This is a genomic window from Variovorax sp. 01T432, from assembly GCF_056398605.1.
Window position 1 is genome coordinate 71,661 of sequence record NZ_JBFTPS010000007.1, and the last position, 23,385, is coordinate 95,045.

Annotated in this window: 24 protein-coding genes; 8 read left to right on the forward strand and 16 right to left on the reverse strand. The window is 67.1% G+C overall.

Annotated elements, in window-relative coordinates; genetic code table 11:
* Positions 1-94: 94 nt before the first annotated feature.
* From AC1DNF_RS08110 to AC1DNF_RS08175, 14 genes are all read right to left on the reverse strand, one after another.
* Positions 95-967, reverse strand: coding sequence for an intradiol ring-cleavage dioxygenase (locus AC1DNF_RS08110; RefSeq protein WP_478148057.1), 873 nt, complete (start codon positions 965-967; stop codon positions 95-97).
* Positions 951-2,048 (reverse strand): branched-chain amino acid ABC transporter permease, encoded by a 1,098-nt coding sequence (locus AC1DNF_RS08115; protein ID WP_478148058.1) that lies wholly within the window; start codon positions 2,046-2,048, stop codon positions 951-953. Before AC1DNF_RS08115 ends, AC1DNF_RS08110 begins: the two co-directional genes overlap by 17 nt.
* A 10-nt stretch (positions 2,049-2,058) precedes the next feature.
* Entirely contained in the window at positions 2,059-2,919 is an 861-nt protein-coding gene (locus AC1DNF_RS08120) for a branched-chain amino acid ABC transporter permease (RefSeq protein WP_478148059.1), read from the reverse strand.
* A 15-nt stretch (positions 2,920-2,934) separates the two neighbouring features.
* Positions 2,935-3,636: an ABC transporter ATP-binding protein gene (locus tag AC1DNF_RS08125; protein ID WP_478148060.1), complete on the reverse strand. Its 702-nt coding sequence runs from the start codon at positions 3,634-3,636 to the stop codon at positions 2,935-2,937.
* Positions 3,633-4,352 carry an ABC transporter ATP-binding protein gene (locus tag AC1DNF_RS08130; protein WP_478148061.1) on the reverse strand — a complete coding sequence of 240 codons (720 nt, stop codon included), beginning with the start codon at positions 4,350-4,352 and terminating at the stop codon, positions 3,633-3,635. Before AC1DNF_RS08130 ends, AC1DNF_RS08125 begins: the two co-directional genes overlap by 4 nt.
* A 4-nt stretch (positions 4,353-4,356) precedes the next feature.
* Positions 4,357-5,616, reverse strand: a complete 1,260-nt coding sequence (locus tag AC1DNF_RS08135; protein WP_478148062.1) for an ABC transporter substrate-binding protein — start codon at positions 5,614-5,616, stop codon at positions 4,357-4,359.
* Between the two features lie 67 nt (positions 5,617-5,683).
* Positions 5,684-6,751, reverse strand: a complete 1,068-nt coding sequence (locus AC1DNF_RS08140; protein WP_478148063.1) for a maleylacetate reductase — start codon at positions 6,749-6,751, stop codon at positions 5,684-5,686.
* Positions 6,752-6,773: 22 nt separating this feature from the next.
* Positions 6,774-8,237, reverse strand: a complete 1,464-nt coding sequence (locus AC1DNF_RS08145) for an aldehyde dehydrogenase family protein (protein WP_478148155.1) — start codon at positions 8,235-8,237, stop codon at positions 6,774-6,776.
* 82 nt (positions 8,238-8,319) lie between these two features.
* Entirely contained in the window at positions 8,320-8,796 is a 477-nt protein-coding gene (locus AC1DNF_RS08150; RefSeq protein WP_478148064.1) for a nuclear transport factor 2 family protein, read from the reverse strand.
* 16 nt (positions 8,797-8,812) lie between these two features.
* Positions 8,813-9,181 (reverse strand): c-type cytochrome, encoded by a 369-nt coding sequence (locus AC1DNF_RS08155; protein WP_478148065.1) that lies wholly within the window; start codon positions 9,179-9,181, stop codon positions 8,813-8,815.
* Positions 9,178-10,923 carry an FAD-dependent oxidoreductase gene (locus AC1DNF_RS08160; protein WP_478148066.1) on the reverse strand — a complete coding sequence of 582 codons (1,746 nt, stop codon included), beginning with the start codon at positions 10,921-10,923 and terminating at the stop codon, positions 9,178-9,180. The genes AC1DNF_RS08155 and AC1DNF_RS08160 overlap by 4 nt, the downstream gene beginning before the upstream one ends.
* 58 nt (positions 10,924-10,981) lie before the next feature.
* The gene (locus AC1DNF_RS08165) at positions 10,982-11,989 is read right to left on the reverse strand and encodes a hydroxyquinol 1,2-dioxygenase (RefSeq protein WP_478148067.1); all 1,008 of its coding nucleotides are present in this window, start codon (positions 11,987-11,989) and stop codon (positions 10,982-10,984) included.
* A gap of 28 nt (positions 11,990-12,017) precedes the next feature.
* A complete protein-coding gene (locus tag AC1DNF_RS08170; RefSeq protein WP_478148068.1) occupies positions 12,018-12,530 on the reverse strand; it encodes a cupin domain-containing protein in 513 nt (170 codons plus the stop codon).
* A gap of 161 nt (positions 12,531-12,691) precedes the next feature.
* Positions 12,692-13,639 (reverse strand): LysR family transcriptional regulator, encoded by a 948-nt coding sequence (locus AC1DNF_RS08175; RefSeq protein WP_478148069.1) that lies wholly within the window; start codon positions 13,637-13,639, stop codon positions 12,692-12,694.
* 62 nt (positions 13,640-13,701) lie between these two features.
* On the opposite strand from AC1DNF_RS08175, the gene AC1DNF_RS08180 reads away from it, so the two are divergent.
* Positions 13,702-14,136: a DUF1841 family protein gene (locus AC1DNF_RS08180; protein WP_478148070.1), complete on the forward strand. Its 435-nt coding sequence runs from the start codon at positions 13,702-13,704 to the stop codon at positions 14,134-14,136.
* 39 nt (positions 14,137-14,175) lie between these two features.
* Here AC1DNF_RS08180 and AC1DNF_RS08185 read toward each other — a convergent pair whose 3' ends face one another.
* Entirely contained in the window at positions 14,176-15,144 is a 969-nt protein-coding gene (locus AC1DNF_RS08185; protein WP_478148071.1) for a LysR substrate-binding domain-containing protein, read from the reverse strand.
* Between the two features lie 95 nt (positions 15,145-15,239).
* Between AC1DNF_RS08185 and pcaH the strand changes: the two genes are divergently transcribed.
* On the forward strand, positions 15,240-15,971 hold the full coding sequence (gene pcaH / locus AC1DNF_RS08190) for a protocatechuate 3,4-dioxygenase subunit beta (RefSeq protein WP_478148072.1): 732 nt from the start codon (positions 15,240-15,242) through the stop codon (positions 15,969-15,971).
* Positions 15,972-15,984: 13 nt separating this feature from the next.
* A complete protein-coding gene (gene pcaG / locus AC1DNF_RS08195) occupies positions 15,985-16,590 on the forward strand; it encodes a protocatechuate 3,4-dioxygenase subunit alpha (protein WP_478148073.1) in 606 nt (201 codons plus the stop codon).
* Positions 16,591-16,665: 75 nt separating this feature from the next.
* On the opposite strand, the gene AC1DNF_RS08200 is transcribed toward pcaG, so the two are convergent.
* On the reverse strand, positions 16,666-17,349 hold the full coding sequence (locus tag AC1DNF_RS08200; RefSeq protein ID WP_478148074.1) for a c-type cytochrome: 684 nt from the start codon (positions 17,347-17,349) through the stop codon (positions 16,666-16,668).
* A gap of 161 nt (positions 17,350-17,510) precedes the next feature.
* On the opposite strand from AC1DNF_RS08200, the gene AC1DNF_RS08205 reads away from it, so the two are divergent.
* From AC1DNF_RS08205 to AC1DNF_RS08225, 5 genes are all read left to right on the forward strand, one after another.
* Positions 17,511-18,365 (forward strand): AAA family ATPase, encoded by an 855-nt coding sequence (locus AC1DNF_RS08205; RefSeq protein ID WP_478148075.1) that lies wholly within the window; start codon positions 17,511-17,513, stop codon positions 18,363-18,365.
* 126 nt (positions 18,366-18,491) lie between these two features.
* On the forward strand, positions 18,492-19,106 hold the full coding sequence (locus AC1DNF_RS08210; protein WP_478148076.1) for a GNAT family N-acetyltransferase: 615 nt from the start codon (positions 18,492-18,494) through the stop codon (positions 19,104-19,106).
* A gap of 6 nt (positions 19,107-19,112) precedes the next feature.
* Entirely contained in the window at positions 19,113-20,300 is a 1,188-nt protein-coding gene (locus tag AC1DNF_RS08215; protein WP_478148077.1) for a vWA domain-containing protein, read from the forward strand.
* Between the two features lie 225 nt (positions 20,301-20,525).
* Entirely contained in the window at positions 20,526-21,371 is an 846-nt protein-coding gene (locus AC1DNF_RS08220) for a 2OG-Fe(II) oxygenase (RefSeq protein ID WP_478148078.1), read from the forward strand.
* A 58-nt stretch (positions 21,372-21,429) separates the two neighbouring features.
* Positions 21,430-23,319 carry an autotransporter assembly complex protein TamA gene (locus AC1DNF_RS08225; protein WP_478148079.1) on the forward strand — a complete coding sequence of 630 codons (1,890 nt, stop codon included), beginning with the start codon at positions 21,430-21,432 and terminating at the stop codon, positions 23,317-23,319.
* Positions 23,320-23,385: the final 66 nt, after the last annotated feature.

Consider the following 23,385-nt stretch of genomic DNA (forward strand, 5'->3'; position numbering starts at 1 on the left):
CCACACTGCGCCCGATTCCCCCCTTCACGAGGAGAAGCCACGAACAAGAAGAAGACGGGCGGTCCCCTCTCCCTCCGGAGAGAGAGGGGACCGGCTACTTCACCTGCGCAGCCGGCTCCAGCACGAAGTCGAAGTTCAAGCTGTGGAAGGGCTTCGACTGCTCGCTGCCATCGGGCGCCCTGCCCGCCGGGTGCGACACGAAGTCGCCGATCAGCGAGCTGCGCACGCCGAAGACCGCGTCGCTGTCGAGATAGACGTCGCCATCGCGAAACACGTGCGTGATGAGCGTCTCGTAGCCCGGCGCCTGGATCATGAAATGCACATGCGCCGGCCGCCAGGGGTGGCGCTTCGTCGCCCTGAGCATCTGGCCCACCGGCCCGTCCGTCGGGATCGGATAGGCCACCGGCATCACGCCCCGGAACCACAGCCGGCCCTGAGCGTCGGTGCGGAACACAGCGCGGCCCTGCGCCCGCTCCAGTCCTGCGCGCTGCACGTCATAGAAGCCTTCGGCATCGGCCTCCCAGACATCGACCTCCGCATCCGCAACGGGCTCGCCGTCGCGCCCGCGCACGGTGGCGTTGACAAACAGGACTTCGCCCTTGGCGCCGCCCGAGATGTCATCGCCGAGCGCGAGGCGCGGCGCGCCTTGCACATGGAAGGGGCCGAACACCGTGGCCTCGGTGGCCTGCGCGCTCTTCGCATGGTTGAGCGCGACGGTCAGCATCGACAGGCCCAGCGTGTCCGACAGCAGGATGAACTCCTGCCGCTTGGCGTCGCACTTCTGGCCCGTGGCCGTGAGGAACTCGATGCCCGCGGCCCACTCGGCCTCGGTCAGGCGCACCTCGCGGGCGAAGTCGTGCAGGTGGCGCACCAGGGCCGACAGGACCTCTTTCAGGCGCGGGTTGTCGCAATCCGCCATGCGTTCGAGCACGGCGCCGGTGATGGTGTCTTCATTGATGTTTCGCATGGGGATGGAGTTCCAGTTCGGGGTGGTAGGGCACGGGCGACGAACGTTTCAGGGCCGCGCCATCGCGCGGTACCAGGCGGCGCTGCGTGGGAAACAGCGACCAGCCCCAGCGCTGCTGCGCGTAGCCCCACAGCCCTTGCTTGAAGAAGATGGTCGTGAGGATAGCGAGCATTCCGAGTCCGAGCAGATACCAGGTCCCGTAGTCGCTCAGGAACTTGTTGAGCGCCCAGAAGATGAGCGCGCCCACCAGCGGTCCCTCGATCCGGCCGATGCCGCCGATCACCACCATGAAGATCGCGAAGGCCGTCCAGTTCACGCTGAAGGCGGCGTCGGGGCTGATGCGCAGGTTGCCGACGAAGTACAGCGCACCGGCCAGCCCGGCGCCGAAGGCCGCGACCACGTACACCGCGAGCTTCATGCGCGCGACGGGCACGCCCTGCGATTCGGCCGCCACCTCGTTGTCGCGGATCGCCAGCAGCGCCAGGCCGCGCTTGCTGCGCAGGAACAGGTAGACCAGCGCGATCGCCGCGATCACGCAGGCCAGCGCCATCCAGTAGGTGACGCTCTCGCGCGTCGCCTTGTCGATGCCGCGCAGCGCCGTCAGCGTGGTGCCCGAGCCGCCGCCCACCGCCGACACGTTCGCGAAGCTCAGGCGGAACACTTCGGCGATCACCCAGGTGCCGATCGCGAAATAGCCGCCCGACAGGCGAAAGGCCACGAAGGACACCGGCACCGCGATCGCCCCGGCGGCCAGCGCGCCCAGCGGAATCGCAAGGAAGGGATTGAGGCCCGCGAAGTTGCCCAGCATCAGCATCACGTAGCCGCCGAAGCCGAAGAAGGCCTGCTGCCCGATGCTCACCATGCCGCCGTAGCCCGCGAGCAGGTTCCACATCATCGCGAAGATGAAGTAGCAGGCGATCTCGACGAACTCGCGCATCCAGCTCGATTCGCCCCACAGCGGCAGGCTGCCCGCCAGCACGGCGAGCGCGAGCGCCACCAGCAGCGCGGCGCGGCTCGCGGCCGTGCCGCGCACCACGTCGAATGTCGCCGGGATCATGAGCGTGTCTTTCAGGGTTGCCATGGTTGGGACCTCAGCCTCGCGTCTTCGGAAAAAGGCCCTGCGGCCGCAGCACCAGCACGACCAGGAACACGATGTGCCCCACCCAGATGCCCCAGCCCGGATCGAGCCGAAAGCCGATCTGCTGCGTGATGCCCAGGATCATCGCGCCCGCCAGCGTGCCCCAGAAGGAGCCCATGCCGCCGATGATCACGGCCTCGAAGGCGAAGAGCAACAGCAGCGGGCCGTCCGACGGCGACACCGTCGTGCGCATGCCCTGCAGCGCGCCCGCCACGGCGATCAGCACGAAGGCAATGGCCGTGGCCAGCGCATAGACCTTCTTCGCATTCAGACCCATGAGCTCGGCGATCTCGCGATCGTCCGAGACCGCGCGAAAGGAGCGGCCGAGCGCCGTGTTCGCGAACAGCCACTGCAGCGCCGCCGTCGCCGCCAGCGCGATCGCCAGCACGATGAGCGGCAGCACGCCGAGGGAGAGCGAGTCGCCGATGCGCAGCCCCTGCGTGTTGAGCCCGCCGGTCTCGATCGAGCGCGGATCGGCCGAGAACACTTCGAGCAGCAGGTTCTGGATGACGATCGACAGTCCGAAGGTCACGACCAGTGAAGGCAGCGGGTCCTTGCCTAGCGTGCCGTTGAGCACATAGCGCTGCAGCGCGTAGCCGAAGGCGAAGGCCACCGGCAGCACGGCGAGCGCGATCAGCAGCGGCGCGTCGCCGAAGAGCGTGGTACCCGCGACCACCGCGAAGGCGCCGAGGATGATGAAGTCGCCCTGCGCCGTGTTGGTCAGGCGCATGACGCCGAACATCAGCGACTGGCCCAGCGCGAAGAGGGTGTAGAGGCCGCCGAGCAGGATGCCCTGGAGAATCGTTTCGAGCATGGGTCTTCCCTTGGCTCACAGGCCGAAGTAGGCCTGCGAGATCTGCTCCCGCGTGAGCGAATCCGAGCGCCCCTGCAAGGACACCCGGCCCTCCTGCAGGCAGTAGATGCGCTGCGAGACGCGCTGCGCCATCGTCACGTCCTGTTCGACGATCACCACCGTCATGCCCTCGCCGGTGATGGCGGGCATGGCCGCGTAGATCTCGCGGATCACGATGGGCGCGAGCCCGAGCGAGAGTTCGTCGCACAGCAGCACCTCCGGGTTGCTCATGAGCGCGCGGCCCAGCGCCACCATCTGCTGCTGGCCGCCCGAAAGCGAGGTGCCGGGATCGTGGCGCTTGTCGGCCAGGATGGGGAAGAGCGTGTAGAGGCGCTGCAGGTTCCACGGCCCCTTGCGTCGGGTGAGGCCGCCGATCTGCAGGTTCTCCTCGACGCTCAGGCTGGGGAAGAGGCGCCGGCCTTCCGGCACCATCGCCAGGCCACGCTTGACGATATCGCCCGGCGGCAGCCCGCCGATGGCCTCGCCCTTGAAATGCACGGCGCCGCGCGGCGCCTTCACCAGGCCCGTCAGGCACTTGAGCAGGGTGGACTTGCCGGCGCCGTTGGAGCCGATGATCGCGACCAGTTCACCCTGTGCGAGCGAGACGTCGATGCCGAAGAGCGCCTGGGCGTCGCCATAGAAGGCCTCCAGGCCCTGGGCCGCGAGCAGCGCGGTCATGCTTCCATCCCCATGTACACCCGCCGCACTTCCGGATCGTTCATCACCGCCCGCGGCTCGCCCTCGGCCAGCCTCTGCCCGAAGTTGATGACGAAAAGCCTGTCGGCCAGCGAGAGCAGCGCATGCACCACGTGCTCGATCCAGATCATGGTCACCCCGCGCGCCTTGATGTGCTGCAGTTCCTCCACCAGCTGCTTCGCCTCGGGCTCGGTCAGGCCGCCCGCGATCTCGTCGAGCAGCAGGAGCTTCGGCCTCGTCGCCAGCGCGCGCGCGAGTTCCAACCGCTTGCGGTCCAGCAGCGTGAGCCCGCCCGCCGGCTTGTTCGCCTGCGACATCAGGCCCGTCTGCGCGAGCACCTCGTAGGCCGTCTGCCACGCCTCCTGCTCGCGCTCCCGCGCGCCGAAGCAGGCCGCGGTGACGAGGTTCTCGAACACGCTCATGTTGCCGAAGGGCTGCGGCACCTGGTAGCTGCGCCCGATGCCGGCATGGCAACGCTGGTGCGGCTTGAGCGAGGTCACGTCCTGGCCTTCGTATTCCACGCGGCCCGCGTCCACCCGCACGTCGCCCGAGATCAGATTGAAGAGCGTGGTCTTGCCCGCGCCGTTCGGCCCGAGGATGCCCAGCGTCTCGCCCTGCGTCACCGCGAGCGTGATGCCGTCGGTGACCTTGAGCGCGCCGTAGGACTTGCTGACCGCATGCAAGGCAAGCAGGCTCATCGCTTCAACCCGGCATCGGCCTGAGCGAACCGCCGGCCGGAATGTTCTTCGCCGCCTCGTCGTTGACGATGACGAGTTCGTACTTGTACTTCGTGCCCTTGCCCCACTGCCCGAGCACGAGCGGCGTCTTGCTGACGTTCTTGAAGGGCCCCTGCCCGCCCCACTTCACCGGCCCGACCACCGAGTTGATCGAGGTCGCCGCCACCGCGTCCCGCACGTCCGAAGCCTTCTCCGACCTGGCGCGCGAGAGCGCATCGGCGGCCACTTCGAACAGCGCATGCGCGAAGCCGATCGGCTGCGTCCATTGCTTCTTCGTGCCCACCTCGTAGGCATCGGCGAGCGCCCTGGCGCTCTGCTTCGTCAGGCTGGAGGTGAAGGGATGCGAGGGGCTCCACCACACTTCCGTCGACAGTCCCTCGCCCAGGTCGCCGAGCGCCTCGATGGCGCCGGGGAAGAGCAATGCCTTGCCCAGCGTGATGACCTTGGGCCTGAAGCCCTGCTGCCGCGCCTGCGTCAGGAAGGTCTTGGCATCCGGCGGAATCACCACGCCGGTGACGATCTCCACGCCGTCGCGCTTGAAGGCCGCGATCTGCGCGCTGAAGTCCTGCGTGCCGTTCTGGAAGCGTCCCGGATCGGTGAGCGTGAAGCCCATCTGCGCCAGCGGCTTCGGAAAGCCCAGCTCCTTGTCGCCCCACGCATTGCCGTCGCCGTCGTTCGGGAACAGGCCGCCGACCTTCTTGTTGGTGCTGAGCGTCTTCCAGCCGTTGGTGTAGTTGGCGATGACGTCTTCCAGGCCCCAGAACATGTGGTACGTCCAGTTGAAGCCCTTGGCCGGATCGCCCTTGCGGCCGAAGAACCACGGCTGCCACGGCACCACACTGGAGATGCAGGGCACCTCGTTGAGTTCGCAGGCGTCGCTCACGGGGTTGGCGGTCTCGGGAGTGCCCGCGGTGAGCACCAGCGCGACTTTGTCCTTGAGGATCAGGTCATTGGCCACCTCGCCCGCGCGGTTGGGATTGGACTGGCTGTCCTTGAGCACGATCTGCACCGCGTACTTCCTGCCGCCGATGCCGATGCCGTCCTTGAAGGCGGTCTTCATCTGGTCGATGACCCACTTGTCGGCCTCGCCGAATGGCGCCAGCGGCCCCGTCTGCGGCGACACGTAGCCGATCTTGAGGGTGTCGGCCGCAAAGGCCAGCGGCGCGACGCCGGTTGCGGCCAGGGCGGCCGCGGCCTGGGTGAACTGTCTGCGACTGAATGTCATGCTTGTCTCCTTCTCTTTGTCTTCTTGCTGAAAAAATCGGCAGGCGTCGCGGCCGCGGCCCGCTTCGTCAACGCGGCGGATCGCCGTCGTAGGCCCGCTGCAGCAGCGCCCGGATGGCGTCGCGCTCGGCGGGGCCGAAAGGCCTCGGGTTCCAGTACGGGTTGCTCACTGCCAGGTCGGCGGCGCGATCGAGGTCGGCCGCGCGCATGCCGATGTCCTTGAGCGCCACCGGAGCGCCGTTGCGCCTGGCGAGTTCGTACAGGCCCTGTGCGGCGTTGTCCGCGCCCAGCGCCCGCGCGATGCGCAGCATGGCCTGCGGCGCGGCTTCGGCGTTGAAGGCGATCGCATGCGGCAGCACCACGGTGTGCACCTCGGCATGCGGCAGGTTGAAGCTGCCGCCCAGCGTGTGGCAAAGCTTGTGGTGCAGCGCCATGCCGACGCCGCCGAGCACGCTGCCGCACAGCCAGGCGCCGTAGAGGGCATCAGCGCGCGCGTCGATGTCGTCGGGCTGGCGGACGATGGCAGGCAACGCGCGCGCCAGGGCGGCGATGCCCTCCTCGGCCATCAGGTCCATCACGGGATTGCTGTCCTGCGCGTAGAGGCCCTCGGCGGCGTGCGCGATGGCGTTGATGCCGCTCGTCACGCTCAGGCCCACGGGCAGCGTGCGCGAGAGCTCGGGGTCGTAGATCACCGTGCGCGGCAGCACGCGCGGGTCCTTGCCGGTCTTCTTCAGGCCGCCTTCGGTGAGGCCGTAGATCGGCGTCATCTCGCTGCCCGCGTAGGTCGTCGGGATGGCGAGGATCGGAAGCCCCGAATCCAGCGCGATCGCCTTGCCCAGGCCCGTGGTGGAGCCGCCGCCGATGGCGATGGCGCAGTCCGCGTCGAGCTTGCGGGCCAGTTCCCGCGCTTCGCGCGCGGTCTCGATGGGCACGTGCATCACGGCGCGGTCGAAGATGCCGGCCGCCTGCGCGCCGAGCATGTCGGCCACACGCTGCGCCTGCGCGCGCTGCTCGGGCGTGGAGAGCACGATGGCGCGCCGGGCGCCCAGGGCGTCGATCTCCCGGGCGAGGTGTTTCAGCGATCCCGCGCCGAACACCACGCGCTGCGGGTGGGTGGTGTGGATGAAGTCGCGCATGGCGAAGAGCTTTCCTTGAGTTTCAACGCACGAAGTGTGGCGGGATCTGGGCGTCGACGTTCACCCACACACTCTTGACCTGCGTGTACTCGCGCATCGCATCGAAGCCCATCTCGCGTCCATAGCCGCTCTGGCCCACGCCGCCGAAGGGCGAGCCCGGGTTCACGCGCTTGTAGCTGTTGATCCAGACCATGCCCGCGTGCAGGTCGCGCGCCACGCGGTGGGCGCGCTGCAGGTCGGTGGTCCACAGGCCGCTGCCCAGGCCGTAGTCGGTGCCGTTGGCGATCTCCATCGCCTCTTCGTCGCTCCTGAAGGTGAGCACGGTGACGAAGGGGCCGAAGACTTCCTCCTGGGCGATGCGGTCGCGGTAGGACCGCGCGCGCACCACGGTCGGCTGGACGTAGCAGCCGTTGGCCAGTTCGCCGCCGGGCGATCCGCCCCCCGCCAGCACCTCGCCGCCCTGCTCCTTCGCCACCTCGACGTAGCTCAGCACGCGCTCGCGATGCAGCGCGCTCGTGAGCGGGCCCATCTCGGTGGCCTCGTCGAGCGGGTTGCCGAGCCGGATCGACTGCGCGAGCGGTATGAACTTCTCCAGGAAGGCATCGGCGATCTTCTCGTGCAGCATCAGGCGCGAGCCCGCGATGCAGGCCTGGCCCTGGTTGTGGAAGATGGCCCAGGCGCTGCCGTTGACGGCGGCCGGGAGCACAGCGTCCTCGAACACCATGTTCGCGCCCTTGCCGCCCAGTTCGAGTTGCACCTTCTTGAGATTGCCCGCGCTCGCCTGCACGACGCGGCGACCGGTGGCGGTGCTGCCGGTGAAGGCGATCTTGGCGATGCCGGGATGCTCGGCCATGTACTGGCCCACGACCTGGCCCAGGCCCGGCACCATGTTGACCACGCCGGCGGGCATGCCCGCCTCGGCCATGAGCTCGACGATCTTGAGCGAGCTGAGCGGCGTGATCTCGGAGGGCTTCATCACGATGCAGTTGCCGGCCGCGAGCGCGGGCGCCATCTTCCAGCTCGTGAACATGAGCGGGAAGTTCCACGGCACGATCTGGCCGACCACCCCGACGGGCTCGCGCAAGGTGTAGTTCAGGAAGCCGGCCTCCACCGGTATGGTTTCGCCCTGGAACTTGTCGGCCATGCCGCCGAAGTAGCGGAAGCATGCGGCCGTGCGCGGCACGTCGAGCCGGCGCGAGTCGCGCACCGGGTGGCCGGTGTCGAGCGATTCGAGGCGCGCCAGCTCTTCCGTGTGGGCCTCGATCAGGTCGGCGAGCCTGAGCAGGATCTGGCCGCGGTCGGCCGCGGGCATGCGGCTCCAGGCCGGGAAGGCGCGCGTCGCGGCGGCCACGGCCTTGTCCACGTCGGCCTTGCCGGCGAGCGCGACGTCGGCAATGGTCGAGTTGTCATGCGGGTTGAGCGTGGCGAGCGTCTCGCCGGACTCGGCGTTGACGAAACGCCCGTCGATGAAGAGCTGGTGGCGGATGGGCGTCTTCAGGCCGGCGGCCCGCTGGATGTCTGTCAGGTTCATAAGGGAAGCCCCCTGGGATCTCGTTTCGGTTGTCGTGTCAGGCGGAGTTGGTCTTGCCGGCCAGCCACGGGTAGCGCGCCGTGTCCTTGCCGGCGTAGTCGGGGTCGAGGTAGATGAAGCAGCGCTGGATCAGCCAGTCGCGAACCTCGAAGACGTCGCACCAGCGGCCCGCGCCCCACTCGGGCACGCCCGCGCGCCAGGGTCCGTCGACATGCTCGCCGTGGCTGGTGCCTTCGCACACGAAGAGGTCGGTGCCGGAGAAGATCCAGACGAAGCTCGCGTAGTGGTGCTGGATGGAGCGTCCCCGGCTGCCGAGATCGCCGAACATCTGGCCGATCTGCGCCTTGCCGGTGGCCAGGCCCCATTTGGGAAAGTAGACCTGCGCGTCCTCCGCGAACAGGTCGAGGATCGAGCCGCCGGTCGAGGTGACGCCGCCGTTGTCGTAGGCCTTGAGGTATTCGAGCGCCACCGACTTGCGTTGCTCGTCGGTCATGGTTTGACGGGTGAGTGCCATGGTGTGTCTCCTTCTTTCACTTGAGTGACTGCAAGTACGCGATCAGCGCCTCGCGCTTCTTCGGGTCGTCCTGGAAATAGACCATCGCGTTGCCCGGCGCGACCGCCTGGGTGTCGGTGAGCCAGCGATCGAGCAGCGCGCGGTCCCAGGTCTTGCCCTTCATCGCTTCGACGTATTGCCTGGAGAACGTGAAGCCGGGGGCGCTCGCGGCGGGCCGGCCGAGCAGGCCGAACAGGTTCGGCCCGACGCCGTGCGGGTCGCCCTTGCCGAAGGTGTGGCATTGGGTGCAGCTGTTCTGCGCGAGACGCTCGCCGGGGGTTTGGGCATGCGCAAGGGCCGCGCCCAGGCCCATCAGCGCCAGCGCGAGGATCGACGGGGCCTTCATGCCTCGCTCCTGCTTTCGGCATGCGCCGCGTTTGCCGCGCGGTAGGCGAAGGCGATGATCGGACCCAGCGTCGCGCCGCCCGCCCAGTAGGCGCGCCCCGAGGCCGAGGCCACGCAGTTGCCGACGCCGTAGAGCCCGGGAATCGGCTGCTCCCGGCCGTCGAGCACGCGGCCGTGCGTGTCGGTCTTCGGCCCGCCCTTGGTGTCGAGCGTGCCGGCGACGACCAGCGCCGCGTAGTACGACCCCGTGTCCGACAGCGGCCACATCGTGGGATTCTTTCGGCCCGGCTCTTCCTTCACGTCGCCATTGAAGAGCTGTTCCACCACACGGTCGCCGCGATGGAAGTCGAGATCCTTGCCGGCCTTCGCGAAGCCGTTGAAGCGCGCGATCGAGGCCTGCAGGTTCGGCATGAAATCCGCCGACAGCCGGGCTCCTCCGATCACGGCAGCGTACCTGGCGAGGCGCTCGTCGATGGCGCGGGCCAGCTCCGCCAGCGTCGCGCCCTTGATCACATGCCGGTCGTCCACGCCGGGCGGCACGATCAGCCGGCCGTACTCGGCGCTGGCCGAATGCTCCTGCGCGCGCTGGTCCCACACCGCGATGCGCACGAGATTCGGATATTCGGCCCTCGCGCCGTCCCACTCGAAGAAGGTCTGGGCCAGTTCGTTGTACTGCAGCTTCTCGTTGACGTTGCGGCGGCCGTACTTGTTGACGAAGAGCATCGAGTCGCCGGCCACCGAGAACATGCCCGACATCGACCGGTCCTTGGCGACAGCCTTCTCCAGCGGGATGGGGCAGCTCCACGCGTAATTCATGTTGCGCAGCTGCGCGCCCAGGGGGCCGGCCATCTGCACGAAGTCGCCTTCGTTGCTGGGCGCCGCGCAGCCGCCGTAGATCGGCCCGCTGAGGAAGTTCTTGCGCAGTTCCACGTTGTGCGTGAAGCCCCCGGTCGCGAAGATCACCGCCTTCCTGGCGCGCAGCCGAACGGTGGCGCCGAGTTCGTCTTCCGCCTCGACACCGATCACGCGACCTTCGGGGTTCTGCAGGATCTTCTTCACCCGGATGCCGGTGCGGATCGGGATGCCCTCCTGGCGCGCCTTGGTGGACATGGTCCGCACCGCCACCAGGCCGCCGTCGGCCATGCTGGGGATCGCCTCGGCCGGCACCAGCACGCGGCCCTTCGGCGCCTTGTCTTCCGGCAGTTCGGCGAAGTAGTCCGGCACGTCGGGCACATGGCGGTAGGGCAGCGCGCCCTTCGCCGCCAGCAGCTCCGCGGCCGGCGAGGCGCTGTCATAGATCGCCTCGCACATGTCGTATTCCCACTGCGTGAGGCCGAAGCGCGGGTGGGCGGCGTCATAGCCCTGCGGATTCGTCAGCCGCGCGACGTACTTGAGGAAGTCGGGCTTCGGGTCGGCGATGCCGGCCTTCCTCATGGCCTCGTTGTTCGGCACCCAGTACCAGAACGCGGCCTTCGAAGTGGTGCCGCCGATGCTGCCGGCCTTCTCGAGAATCACCGCCGTGTTGCCTTGCCAGCGCGCGAACAATGCGGAGGCGAGCCCGCCGCAGCCGCTGCCGCAGACGACGACGTCGTAGGTGGCGTCGAAGGCGGCCGTGGCGGCCTTCGCCTGCTGTGTGCCGAGGCCGAGGGTGGCGGCGGCCACGGCCGCGGAGCCTGCGCCAGCCTGCTGGATGAAACGGCGGCGCGAAGCTGCGCCGGCACCGGACCGGATGCGGTCTGCCATGGTTGTGTCTCCTGTGATTGGAGGGTGGCGCCGCCACGCGGCGGCGCCACCCGGACCTTCAGAACTGAACCGGGATCTCCGGGCTCTCGCCCTTCTGGATCTCGTAGACCAGGCTCGGCGAGCCGTTCTCCCAGACCAGGAGCATCGAGCGCTTGGGGCTGAAGCCCTGGTGGCGGCAGTAGGCGGGCATGGCGGCCATGTCGCCGGCCTTCATGATCACGCGCGCCATCGGCTTGCCGGTGTTCTTGTCGCCGCAGTCCCAATGGATCTCGTCGGTCATCTGGAAGAACCACTCGACGCGGTCGTTGCCGTGGATGATCGGCAGGATGTGTTCCTCGGTCGTCGGGCACATGAAGCTGTGCTTCACGACCGAGGTGAAGCTCGGGTTCCAGGTGACCTGCGAGCGCGAGAGAAAGCCGAAGAGATTGAAGGCATGCACCTCGTTCTCGAAGCCCGGCTCGGGATGCAGTTCGGGCTGGCCCTGCGGCACGTCGGCGAAGGCGCGGTTGACCGGCGCCCCGCTGGCGTCGCTGCGCAGGTTGAGGTCGCCCTTCAGGCCGACGCAGCGCGTGGCCAGTTCGCGCGCCCGGGTGATCTTGGCGGTGTTGTTGCCGTTCTTTCGTCCGTAGGGCGAGCCGGTTTCCTGCGGGGCCGAGAAGGGGTCGAAGCTCTCGTTGGTCCAGTCGTCGAGCATCGCCTCGAAGGTCGCGCGGATCTGGGCGGTCGGGAAGTTCTCGAGCAGGTCGATGCCGGCGGCCTTCATGGTGCCGTTGTAGCTGCCGGCGTAGAGGTCGACCGACTGGTAGTGGTTGACGGTGCCGAACACGTCGTCGAAATTCACCCAGCCGTAGAAGAAGCCCCAGGCCACGTCGCGCATCAGCGCGCGCAGGTAGTTGCCGGCATCCATGGTGTGGCTCATCGGCCGGCCGTCGCGGGTCTTCCAGGTGATGTGGACGAAGTATTCGTCGCGGCGGAAGCCGAAGCTGCCGAGCGAGAAGTCCTTGTAGCCGAGCGTGGCGTCGGGCTGCGACGCGATCACCTTGGCGAGTTCTGCGGGTGCGTTCATGGCGTGTTCCTCGGTGTGGCGTTGAAACTCAGTGGGTCTGGCAGATGTCCGCCCACTTCTCGACGGAGAGCTCGCCCTTGCAGGTCTGCAGCACGATCACCCCGGGCGCGCCGGCGGTGCGGAACTGGTAGGCAGTGTTCTTCGGCAGCAGGGCCTGGTGGCCGCGCGAGAGCTTCATCCATCCCATCCTGGGGCCCTTGGGCTCGCCCTTGACGAGCACGGCGCCGTTCTTGTCCGCGTCGGCGATGGTCTGGCCGGCGTCGAGCTTGACCAGGTGCACTTCGACCTCGCCGTCCATCACCAGGGCGAACTCGTCGTGCGCGCTGGTGTACCAGGGCGAGCTGCCTTCGGCGCGCAGCGTCTCCAGCACGTAGATCTGGTTCTGGCCGAAGACGACCTTCTCATAGGGCTTGCTCTTGCTCGCGATCTCGAAACAATTCGAGAAGGCGTAGTGGCGAACATCGTCGTCGATGGGCTCGACGTGGCCCTTCTCGTAGTGGGCGAGGGACCCGAAGCGGGTCTGGTAGGCGGCGGCTGTCATGGCTTGTCTCCTCGGTGTCGTCAATGCAGCAGGGGCTGCGGTGCATGCACTTTAGGAGGCGGGGGTGGCCTTCGGTAGGCCCTGAATACGGGCCGCATTGTTCGGAGATCGCGATCAATCCGCAGGGTTTACCCGGAATCGCCGACCGTCCGAAGTCGGGCTCAGTCCGCGATCAGCTCCGGGGGGAGCAAGCCCCTCTCGACCATGGCGGCGTCCCACGGCGCGACGCGCGCAAAGGCCGCCGTGACGTGTTCGATGAAGAGCCGCAGCTTGAACGCATTGCGCGAAGTTCCCGCATAAACGGCGCTCAGGGAGAACGACGACAGCTGGTGCTCAGGCAGGACGATCTGGAGCTCGCCGCGCAGAATGGCATCGCCCGCCACCAGCGTCGGCAGGCAGACGATGCCGGCATGCTCCAGCGCGTACTCGCGCAGCAGGTGGACGCTGTTGGTCAGGAGCGAGGCGGTCATGTAGAGCGTGACCTGCTCGCCTGCGTGGTGGAAGGTCCAGCGGTCGCGCGTGGGGTAGCCCGAATAGAGGCCGAGCGCATGCTTGTGCAGGTCGCGCGGGCTCTCCGGCATGCCGTGCGCGCGCAGGTATTCGGGCGTGGCGCAGAACACGCGACGCACGGGAAAGAGCGGGCGCGACACCAGATCGGTGGAGGCGGCCGGAAAGATCTGCAACGCGCAATCGACGCCCGCCTTCACCGGGTCCACCACCGCATCGCTGACGATCAGTTCGAGGCGAATGTCGGGATAGCTGACCTGGAAGGCGCGCAGCAAGGCAGCGAAGTGGCCCAGCACAAAGCCGGTCAGCGCATGGATGCGCAGGACGCCGGTGGGCCCGGCACGCGCGTCGCGCATCTGGTCGAGGATGTCGTTGGCGCGGCCGACGAGCTCGGTGCAATCCCGCAGATAGGCCTGGCCCACGTCGCTCAGCCGCACCACCCGCGTGCTGCGGTGAAAGAGCGGCGCGCCCACATGCTCTTCGAGCTGCTTCACGCGGCTGGTGACCACCGACTTGGCCACGCGCAACTGCCGGGCGGCCTCGGCGAAGCTCTGGGTGCGCGCGACGCGAACGAATGTCTCGATGTTTTCCAGGCGGTCCATGGCTCCCGAATGTAGCGGCGGGGCGCCTGATCCGGCGCCGGCGGCAGTGCTAATCTTGGCGAATGTTCAATCCCTCTCAAGAGGAAGTACGTCGTTTCTTCTGCGACGTCTTCGCCAAGAGCCGCCGCGGCGAGCCGATGGAAGCGCTCGAGATCATCGCCAGCCGGTGGATCGACGAGCACCCCGAATACCACGCCGACCTCGCCGATGCCGACGCCGCGGTGGCGCGCATCTACGACGGCAAGGACGGGCGCGAGAACCCCTTCCTTCACCTCTCCATGCATCTGTCGATCAGCGAGCAGTGCTCCATCGACCAGCCCAGGGGCATCCGCCAGGCGGTCGAGCTGCTCGCAGCGCGCCGCGACTCGCTGCTGGATGCGCACCATGAGGCGATGGAATGCCTCGGCCAGATGATGTGGGAGAGCCAGCGCGCCGGCCGCCCGCCCGATGGCGATGCCTATATCGCCTGCGTCCAGCGACGCGCCACGCGCGACTGAGCGGGCAAGGCGAAGGGGCGACGCCGAGGGCCGGGTCGCTCACGCCGGGCGCCGGCCGGGTCGCGCCCGGCTCGGGCGCCCCGCCTCGCGCAGCAGGGCGATCAGCACCTGCCGCGCCGTGGAGGGCTCGGCATCGGTGCGCAGCAGCAGCCCCACCGGTTCGTCGGTGCCGGCCGTATCGATCGCCAGCTGCACCAGATGGCCGGCCGCGAGGTCGTCGTGCGCGGCGCCGATGGGCGTGAACCACACGGCGTCGGAGCGGACCAGCAGCGCGCGGGCCACCGACAGGTCCAGCGTCTGCGTCACATGCATCGGCAGGCGCAGGCCCAGGCCGGAGAGAAAGCTCTCGGTGTTGTGCCGTGGGATGGTGCCTTCGCCGTAGATCACGAGCGGAAAGCGAAGCACATCCTGCACCGAGGGCGCGCCGCCGGCCAGCGGGTGGCCGGGCCGCGCCACGATGGCGAGCGGCTCGGTGTAGAGCAGCTCGAAAGTCAGGCCGGCCATCAGTTGCGGATCGCTCATGCGGCCGGCGACCAGGTCGAGGTCGCCGGCGCGCAGGGCGTCGAGCAGTGCCGCGTTGGCGCCCGTCTGCACCTGCACCTGGAGCGTGGGCAGTCGCTCGCGCAGGAGGACCAGCGCCGGCGGCAGCAGCGAAGGGCCGACGCTGGGCAGCGCGCCGATTCGAAGCCGCTGGGGCCGCGTGCCGGACGCCGGCATCATCGCCATCGCGCTGGCGTCCAATGCTTCCAGCACGCGCAGCGCGTGCGCCAGCAACTGCTCCCCGGCGACCGTGAAGCCCTGGATCCCGCGCCGCCCGGCATTGCCGCGCTCCACCAGCCGGGCGCCGGCCATGGTTTCGAGTTCGGCCAGCGTCTTGGACACCGCGGGCTGGCTCAGCGCCAGCCGCTCGGCCGCGCGCGCGAGGTGGCGCTCCTGCGCGACCGCGACCAGACAGCGCAGGTGGCGCAGTTGAACGCCACGAACAAAGTCTTCGGCGCTAGAGGCCATTTAATTACTACCGATTATGAAAAAACGTCAATTCGTCAATTTACATCAGCAGTGCGCATGAATAAAGTTCGGCTTCCCCCATCACGGAGACAAACATGTCCTCTTCCAGCACTGGCACCGCCGCGCTGCCCACGTTGACGCCACGCGATTGGTCCAGCCATCCGTCGTACCTCGATTCCGGCTACAAGTCGACCATCAAGCGCGGGCCGCACCAGCCGCTCATTCCGCTCAAGGCTTCAATGGGCGAGTTGCGCCAGCCGGTGTACGGCCACAGCATCATCGGCGAGCTGGACCATGACCTCACCCGCAATGCCCGCAGGAACGGCGAGCCGCTCGGCGAACGCATGATCCTGACGGGCCAGGTGCTCGACGAACGCCGCCGCCCGGTGCGCAACACGCTGATCGAACTCTGGCAGGCCAACGCGGCCGGCCGCTACGTCCACAAGGTCGACCAGCACGACGCGCCGCTGGACCCCAACTTCCTGGGCGCGGGCCGCTGCATGACCGACAACGAAGGCCGCTACCGCTTTCTCACCATCAAGCCCGGCGCCTACCCGTGGGGCAATCATCCCAACGCATGGCGCCCGCAGCACATCCACCTCTCGTTGTTCGGCGAGCACTTCGGAAGCCGGTTGGTGACGCAGATGTACTTCCCCGGCGACCCACTGCTGCCTTTCGACCCGATCATGGCCGGCACACCCGAGAAGACGCGCAAGCGCCTCGTCTCCGATTTCAGCCTCGACGTCACGGAAGAGGGCTACGCGCTCGGCTACGTGTTCGACATCGTGCTGCGCGGCGCCGATGAGACGCCCTTTGAAAACCGCTGAGGAGACACCGATCATGATGAGTTCACTCGAAACCAACTTCGGCCAGACCCCCTCGCAGACGGTGGGGCCCTACTTCGCGTACGGTCTCACGGCCACGCAGTACGGCTATGACTTCACTCAAGCCTTCGACGCCGTGCTGGCGCTCGACAGCGCGCGCGGCGAACGCATCCGGCTCGAAGGCCAGGTGATCGATGGCGACGGCAAGCCCATCAACGACGCGCTGGTCGAGATCAGTCAGCTCGACGGCACCGGCGCGTATCCGAAGTCGGTCGACGATGCGCAGGCCATGGGCTTTCGCGGATTCGGCCGCGCGGGCACGGGCATCGATGCGCAGAACCGCTTCATCTTCCACACGGTCAAGCCCGCCGCCGAAAGCAAGGGCGAGGCGCCGCACATCAACGTGATCGTGCTGATGCGCGGCATGCTGCTGCACGCCTTCACGCGCATCTACTTCAGCGATGAAGCCGAGGCCAATGCCAAGGACGCGGTGCTCAACAGCGTGCCGGCCCAGCGCCGCAACACGCTGATCGCCAAGCGCAGCGAAAACGGCGGTGCCGTGACCTACCGCTTCGACATCCACATGCAGGGCGACGCGGAGACGGTGTTCTTCGACGTCTGAGCGAGGACCGGCCCGGAAACGACAAAGCCCGCACTCGGCGGGCTTTGTCGCTGGAAGGCCGAGCCTTCGGCTTGTCTACTTCTCGTGATGGAAGCGGGACTCGGGCACCGTCTTCACTTCGCCCGGCAGCGAGCTGATGTAGCTCGCGAGTTCCTTGAGTTCGGCATTGGTGTAACGCTTGGCCTGCGTCCCCATGACGCCGTTCGAACGGCCGATCTTCGCGTTGTTCGTGGTCTTGTAGGACTTCAGTGCGACGTAGAGATAGTCGGCGTTCTGGCCGGCGAGCTTGGCGACCGTGCCGTCGTTGGGCGTATTGAAGTTGGCACCGTGGCACTTGGTGCAGGCGTTGTCCTTGTCGCGCGAGATGAGGGCCTGCACGCTTTCGCTGGGCGCCTTGCCGGCTGCCGGCGGCGGGGCATCGCCTTCCTTCAGGCCGAGCTGGCTGTAGTAGGCGGCGAGGTCGGCGATGTCCTGCTCGGAGAGCGAGTCCGCGATCGCGTGCATCGTCGGATGCTTGCGATCGCCGGCCTTGTACTGGGTGAGCGCCGAGACGATGTACGTCTCGCTCTGGCCCGCGATCATCGGGACCTTGTAGATTTCAGGGAAGCTCGCCTGGTAGCCGATGATGCCGTGGCAACCCACGCACATCGCCGTCTTCTTCGCACCGTTTTCAGCGCTGCCCGTGACTTTCTGGGCCTGGGCCGAGACCGTCACGCAAGCGACAGCAAGGGCAAACATCATGGTCAACAACTTGTTCATTTTGCGCGCACAATCTCGTGGAGAAACAGTTTTCAGATCAACATTTGATTATATGCGGGGGCTCTTGGCGGTCCCGGGCCAGTCTCGGACACGTTGCAGTTCGGCATTGCGCAACGCAGATCAATGATGCGTCTTTTCATCCACCCTGCTCAATGCCATCCATGAAATTCAAGGGTTCAGACAACTACGTCGCCACACAGGATCTGATGCTCGCGGTCAACGCCGCCATCACGCTCAAGCGCCCGCTGCTCGTCAAGGGCGAACCGGGCACCGGCAAGACGATGCTCGCGGAAGAAGTGGCGCAGGCGCTCGAGCTGCCGCTGCTCCAGTGGCACATCAAGTCGACCACCAAGGCTCAGCAAGGCCTCTATGAATACGACGCCGTGAGCCGCCTGCGCGATTCGCAGCTCTCGGATGTCGACGGTGGCGAGCGGGTGAAGGACATCCACAACTACATCGTCAAGGGCGTGCTCTGGCAGGCCTTCACCGCCGACCGGCCCGTGGCGCTTCTGATCGACGAGATCGACAAGGCGGACATCGAGTTTCCGAACGACCTGCTGCGCGAGATCGACCGCATGGAGTTCTACTGCTACGAGACGCGCGAGCTGATCCGGGCGAAGCACCGGCCGGTCGTCTTCATCACCTCGAACAACGAGAAGGAACTGCCTGACGCCTTCCTGCGCCGCTGCTTCTTCCACTACATCAAGTTCCCCGACGCGGACACGATGAAGAGCATCGTGGCGGTCCACTTCCCCGGCCTCAAGCAGCAGTTGCTGAGTGCGGCAATGAAGACCTTCTACGACGTGCGCAACCTGCCCGGGCTCAAGAAGAAGCCATCGACCTCCGAACTGCTCGACTGGCTCAAGCTGCTGGTGGCCGAGGACATTCCGCTGGAGGCGCTGCAGAGCAAAGACGACAAGGTCGCGGTGCCGCCGCTGGTCGGCGCGCTGCTCAAGAATGAACAGGACGTGACCTTGTTCGAGAAGCTTGTCTTCATGCAAAGGAACAATCGATGACCCCCGGGCTTCGCGCACTTCGTGTCGCTTCGCCTTCCCCCTTGAAGGGGGCAACACCGGCGGACCGGCAAAGCCGGATCCGCGGTGTTTCTGGATCGGGGCGCACTGCGCGGCGGGGTTGAGGAAATGGCTTTCGTCGAACCCGTCACCATGAAGGCGCGCGGCATCGCGCTGGTGCCGCTCTCGCTGGACCATGAAGAGGGTCTGCGCGCCGCGGCCGCCGACGGCGAGCTGTGGAAGATCCGCGTGACCTCCGTGCCCGAGCCGCAGGACACACGCGGCTACATCGAAACCGCGCTGCAGATGCGGGAAGCCGGCCATCGTTTCGCCTTCGCCGTGACCGACGAGGCGAGCGGCGCAGTGCTGGGCAGCACCAGCTTCCACGACATCCTGCCGGCGGTCAAGCGCGTCGAGATCGGCTACACATGGTACGCCAGGCGCTGCCAGCGCACGCACATCAACACCACCTGCAAGCTGCTGATGCTCACCCACGCCTTCGATGCGCTCGGCTGCAACGTGGTGGGCTGGCGCACCGACAACTTCAACCACGCATCGCAGCGCGCCATCGAGCGCCTGGGCGCGCGGAAGGACGGCGTGATCCGCGGGCACGCGCTGCGCCGCGACGGCACCATCCGCGACACCGTGATGTACAGCCTGCGCTCGGGCGAGTGGCCCGAGGTGCGGGCGCAATTGCTCTATCTGCTGGACAAACCGCGTCCCGCCAACGAGCCCAAGGAGTGATTCGCCATGCTGATCGACTTCTTCTACACGCTGCGCTCGGCCAAGCTGCCGGTTTCCGTCAAGGAATACCTCACGCTGCTGGAGGCGCTGGAGGCCGACGTGGTCGGGCCCAACTCCGACGGCGCCTTCGGCCTCGACGACTTCTACTACCTCTCCCGCACCGCGCTGGTCAAGGACGAGAAGCACTACGACAAGTTCGACCGCGCCTTCGCGGCCTACTTCAAGGGCGTGGAGATGCTGGCCGACTTCACCAAGGAAGTGCCGCTCGACTGGCTGCGCAAGACCCTCGAGCGCGAGTTCACCGCCGAGGAAAAGGCCAAGATCGAGAAGATGGGCTGGGACGAGCTCATGGAAACGCTGAAGAAGCGCTTCGAGGAGCAGAAGGAACGCCACGAGGGCGGCAGCAAGTGGATCGGCACCGGCGGCACCTCGCCCTTCGGCCATGGCGGCTACAACCCGCAGGGCATCCGCATCGGCGGCACGGGCAAGAACAAGAGCGCGGTCAAGGTGTGGGACCAGCGCGCCTACAAGGACTACGACGACGGCCAGGAGCTCGGCACACGCAACATCAAGGTCGCGCTGCGCCGGCTACGCAAGTTCGCGCGGGAAGGCCATGAGGAAGAGCTCGACCTCGACGAGACCATCCACTCGACCGCGGCCAATGCGGGCTACCTCGACATCAAGATGCGGCCCGAGCGCCACAACAACGTCAAGGTGCTGCTGCTGATGGACGTGGGCGGCACGATGGACGAGCACATCCAGCGCGTCGAGGAGCTGTTCTCGGCCGTCAAGACCGAGTTCAAGCACCTGGAGTTCTATTACTTCCACAACTGCGTCTACGACTTCATGTGGAAGAACAACCGCCGCCGTTTCTCGGAGAAGTTCGCGACCTGGGACATCATCCGCAAGTACAACAAGGACTACAAACTCATCTTCGTGGGCGACGCGACCATGAGCCCCTACGAGATCCTGCAGCCCGGCGGCAGCGTCGAATACAACAACGAAGAGCCCGGCGCCGAGTGGATGCAGCGCCTGACGCATGCCTTTCCCAAGTTCGCGTGGATCAACCCCGAACCTCAGGGCGTCTGGCAATACCGCCAGAGCATCGCGGTGATGCAGCAGTTGGTCTCGCACCGGATGTATCCGCTCACGCTGCGGGGCCTGGAAGACGCGATGCGCATGCTGTCGAAATAGCGGAATCGGCCTCCCGGCTCGCCCGCCGAGGCATCTCCATCGGGCGACGGATCTTTCTCAAAAAAATTGTCACAGGATCGAAGCTTTACGTTACAGTTAAAACTTAAGGATTCAAGTGAGCCATATCCGTGCCACCGAATCCGAGGAGGAGTTGCCATGTCTGCTCAGCTTTCCTTTGAGAACGAACCGCCGGTTCGCGAGCAGTGTCTGGCTGGAGGATCGTCCGTGGCACTCATCAAGCCGTCCGAGGACTTCATCAGCATCCGGGGTGTGCGGCTTCCACTGGGCGATCTCGTCAACCGCGCCCTTCTTTCCGCGGAACGACGCGAAGGCCTGCGAGAGCAAATGCTCGCCGCCAGCCCGTTTCCGCACCTGGTGCTGGAGAACATCTTCCACCCGGCCTTGCTGGAACTGATCATCGAGGAATTCGATGCCCCGGGCACCGAATGGTCCGACGTGAAGAGCCGCTACGAATCGACCCGGCGCTCCGAACTCGGAACGAAGCTCGGCCAGGCCTCGCAGATCTACTTCGACATCCTCAATTCGGGCTGGTTTACCGAGATACTCTCGTCGATCACCGGTGTGCCCTACCTCCTGCCGGACCCGAAGCTGTTCGGCGGCGGCCTGCATGAAAGCAGACAGGGCGCGACCTTCGCCGTGCACCGCGACTTCGGCCGTCACCGCCACCTGGGGCTGAAGAACGAGATGGTCTTCATCACCTACCTCAACAAGGGATGGGACCCCGACTGGGGCTCGGCGCTCGAACTCTGGGACAAGAAGGCCGACCGCTGCGTGACCTGCGTGCAACCCGAGTTCGGCCGCACCATCCTGCTGCCCCATGGCCCGATCAGCTACCACGGGCATACCAAGCCGCTGAACACACCGGACGGACGCCCCCGCCGCTCGATCGCCGCATACTTCTACACCAGCCCGCTGGCCGGCAAGCAGCACGGCGACGAGTCCGCTTCGATCTTCATGAAGACGCACAGGGTCGACAAGGTCAAGGCCTTCGCCCGGTCGCTGACACCCCCGATCGTCTGGTCCCTGGCGCGCAAGATCACCGGCCGCTGAAGGCCCTTCGGCCGGCCGGCGGCACGGAAGCCGCCACGCATGCTGTCAAAATGGCCGCATGTTCAGGGTGGTCCCCTCTCTCGCGCCGGCGTGGATGCCGGCGTTTCTGTTTTCAGGCGTCCTTCTTCTGCAAGGCTGCAGCTTGCTGCCGAAGGCGCAGCCGCCGGAGAAGGACGCGGCAGCCAGTCCCGTCGCCGGCGAGACGCACAGGGCGCAAGGCGAGGCCTTCACCGTCGAGGTTCGAGCGCCCGACACGGTGCGCGACTACCTCGTGCACAACCTCGAAATCCAGCGCTATCGCCAGCTCGAAGACCTCGGCGCCGCCGAAATCTCGCGCTTGATGGTCGCCGCCGAAGGCAATGCCCGCGAGCTCCTTGGCACCCTCGGCTACTTCACGCCCACCCTTGCCCTGGACCTGAACGAGACGCCCGGCGGCAAGGCGCCCCGCCAAGTGGTGATCACGGTCGAGCCCGGTGAACTCACCCACGTGAGCAGCGTGCAGATCGGCTTCAACGGCCCCATTGCGGACGACCCGACCGCCCAGGCGCAACGCGATGCGATCCGCACAGCCTGGTCGCTGCGCCCGGGCCAGCCCTTTACCCAGCTCGGCTGGGACAACGCCAAGACGGTCGGCCTGCGCAGCCTGACGGCCAAGCGCTTTCCCACCGGAAGCATCGTCACCAGCCGCGCCGAGATCGATGCCGACCGCAGTGAAGCCCGGCTGGGCGTCACCTACCAGTCCGGTCCCGCCTATCGCTTCGGCGCGATGCAGCTGCATGGGGCCGAGCGCTACGATGCCGACGGCGCGCGCCGCATCGCGCGGGTGCCGACCGGCACCGACTACGACCAGCAGAAGCTGCTCGACGCCCAGCAGCGGCTGGCGAGCAGCGGCTATTACGACTCCGTCTTCCTCACGCTGGACACCGAAGGCACCGACCCGCAGGCGAGCCCGGTCATTGCCCAGGTGCGCGAGGCCCCCTACCAGAAGGTCGTGTTCGGCGCCGGCTTCACCACGGACAGCGGAGCGCGCCTGTCCGTCGATCACATCCACAACCAGATGCCGCTGCTGGGATGGCGCGCCGTGTCCAAGCTCTCCGTCGACCGGAAGACCCAGTCGCTCGGCACCGAATGGAATGCCATCCCCGACGATGGCGGCTGGCGCAACTTCGGCTCGGGCCTGCTGAAAAGCGAAGACTCCGGCAGCTACACAGTGGACAGCGGCCGCTTGCGCGGCGGCCGCAGCAAGTCCGGCGACCACATCGACTTCAACTATTTCCTCCAGTACGACTATGCGCAGAACCACGGCCTCGACGCGCCGCCGTCGGCCTCGGCGCTGAGCGCGAACTGGGGCTGGACCGGACGCTACTTCGACAACGCCGGCGAGCCGGCGCGCGGGCATGGGCTGGCCCTGGAGCTGGGCGTGGGCAGCACACTCACCGGCGGGAATTACCCCTTCACGCGCCTCTACGCGCGCTGGCTCGGCCTCGTGCCGGTCGGCACCGTGCGAAGCGACGACGGGGCGCAAACGCGCAGCGGGCGCATCCAGATGCGCGCCGAGGCCGGCGCCGTGGTGGCCCAGGACCGCGCGCAGATCCCGGCCACGCTCATGTTCCTGACGGGCGGCGACACAACCGTGCGCGGCTACAGCTACCGCCAGATCGGCACCGTGCGCCCGGACGGCCAGATCGCCGCCGGCCGCTACCTGGGCGTCGCGAGCGTCGAATGGCAACGGCCCGTCGTCTACCGCGGGAAGATCACCGACTGGGAGAGCGCGGTGTTCGTCGACGCCGGCGCGGTGGCCGATACGCCCGGCCAGCTCGACGCCAAGGTCGGCGTGGGCGTGGGTGCGCGCTGGCGCAGCCCCGTGGGCCCGCTGCAGGCCGACGTGGCCTATGGTGTCGACACCCGCAAATTCCGGCTGCACTTCCGCCTCGGGTTCAGCTTCTAGGATGAAACACCCCCGAAGCGCCTGCGGCGCCTCCCCCTCAAGGGGCCGAAACCGGCGGCCCGGCAA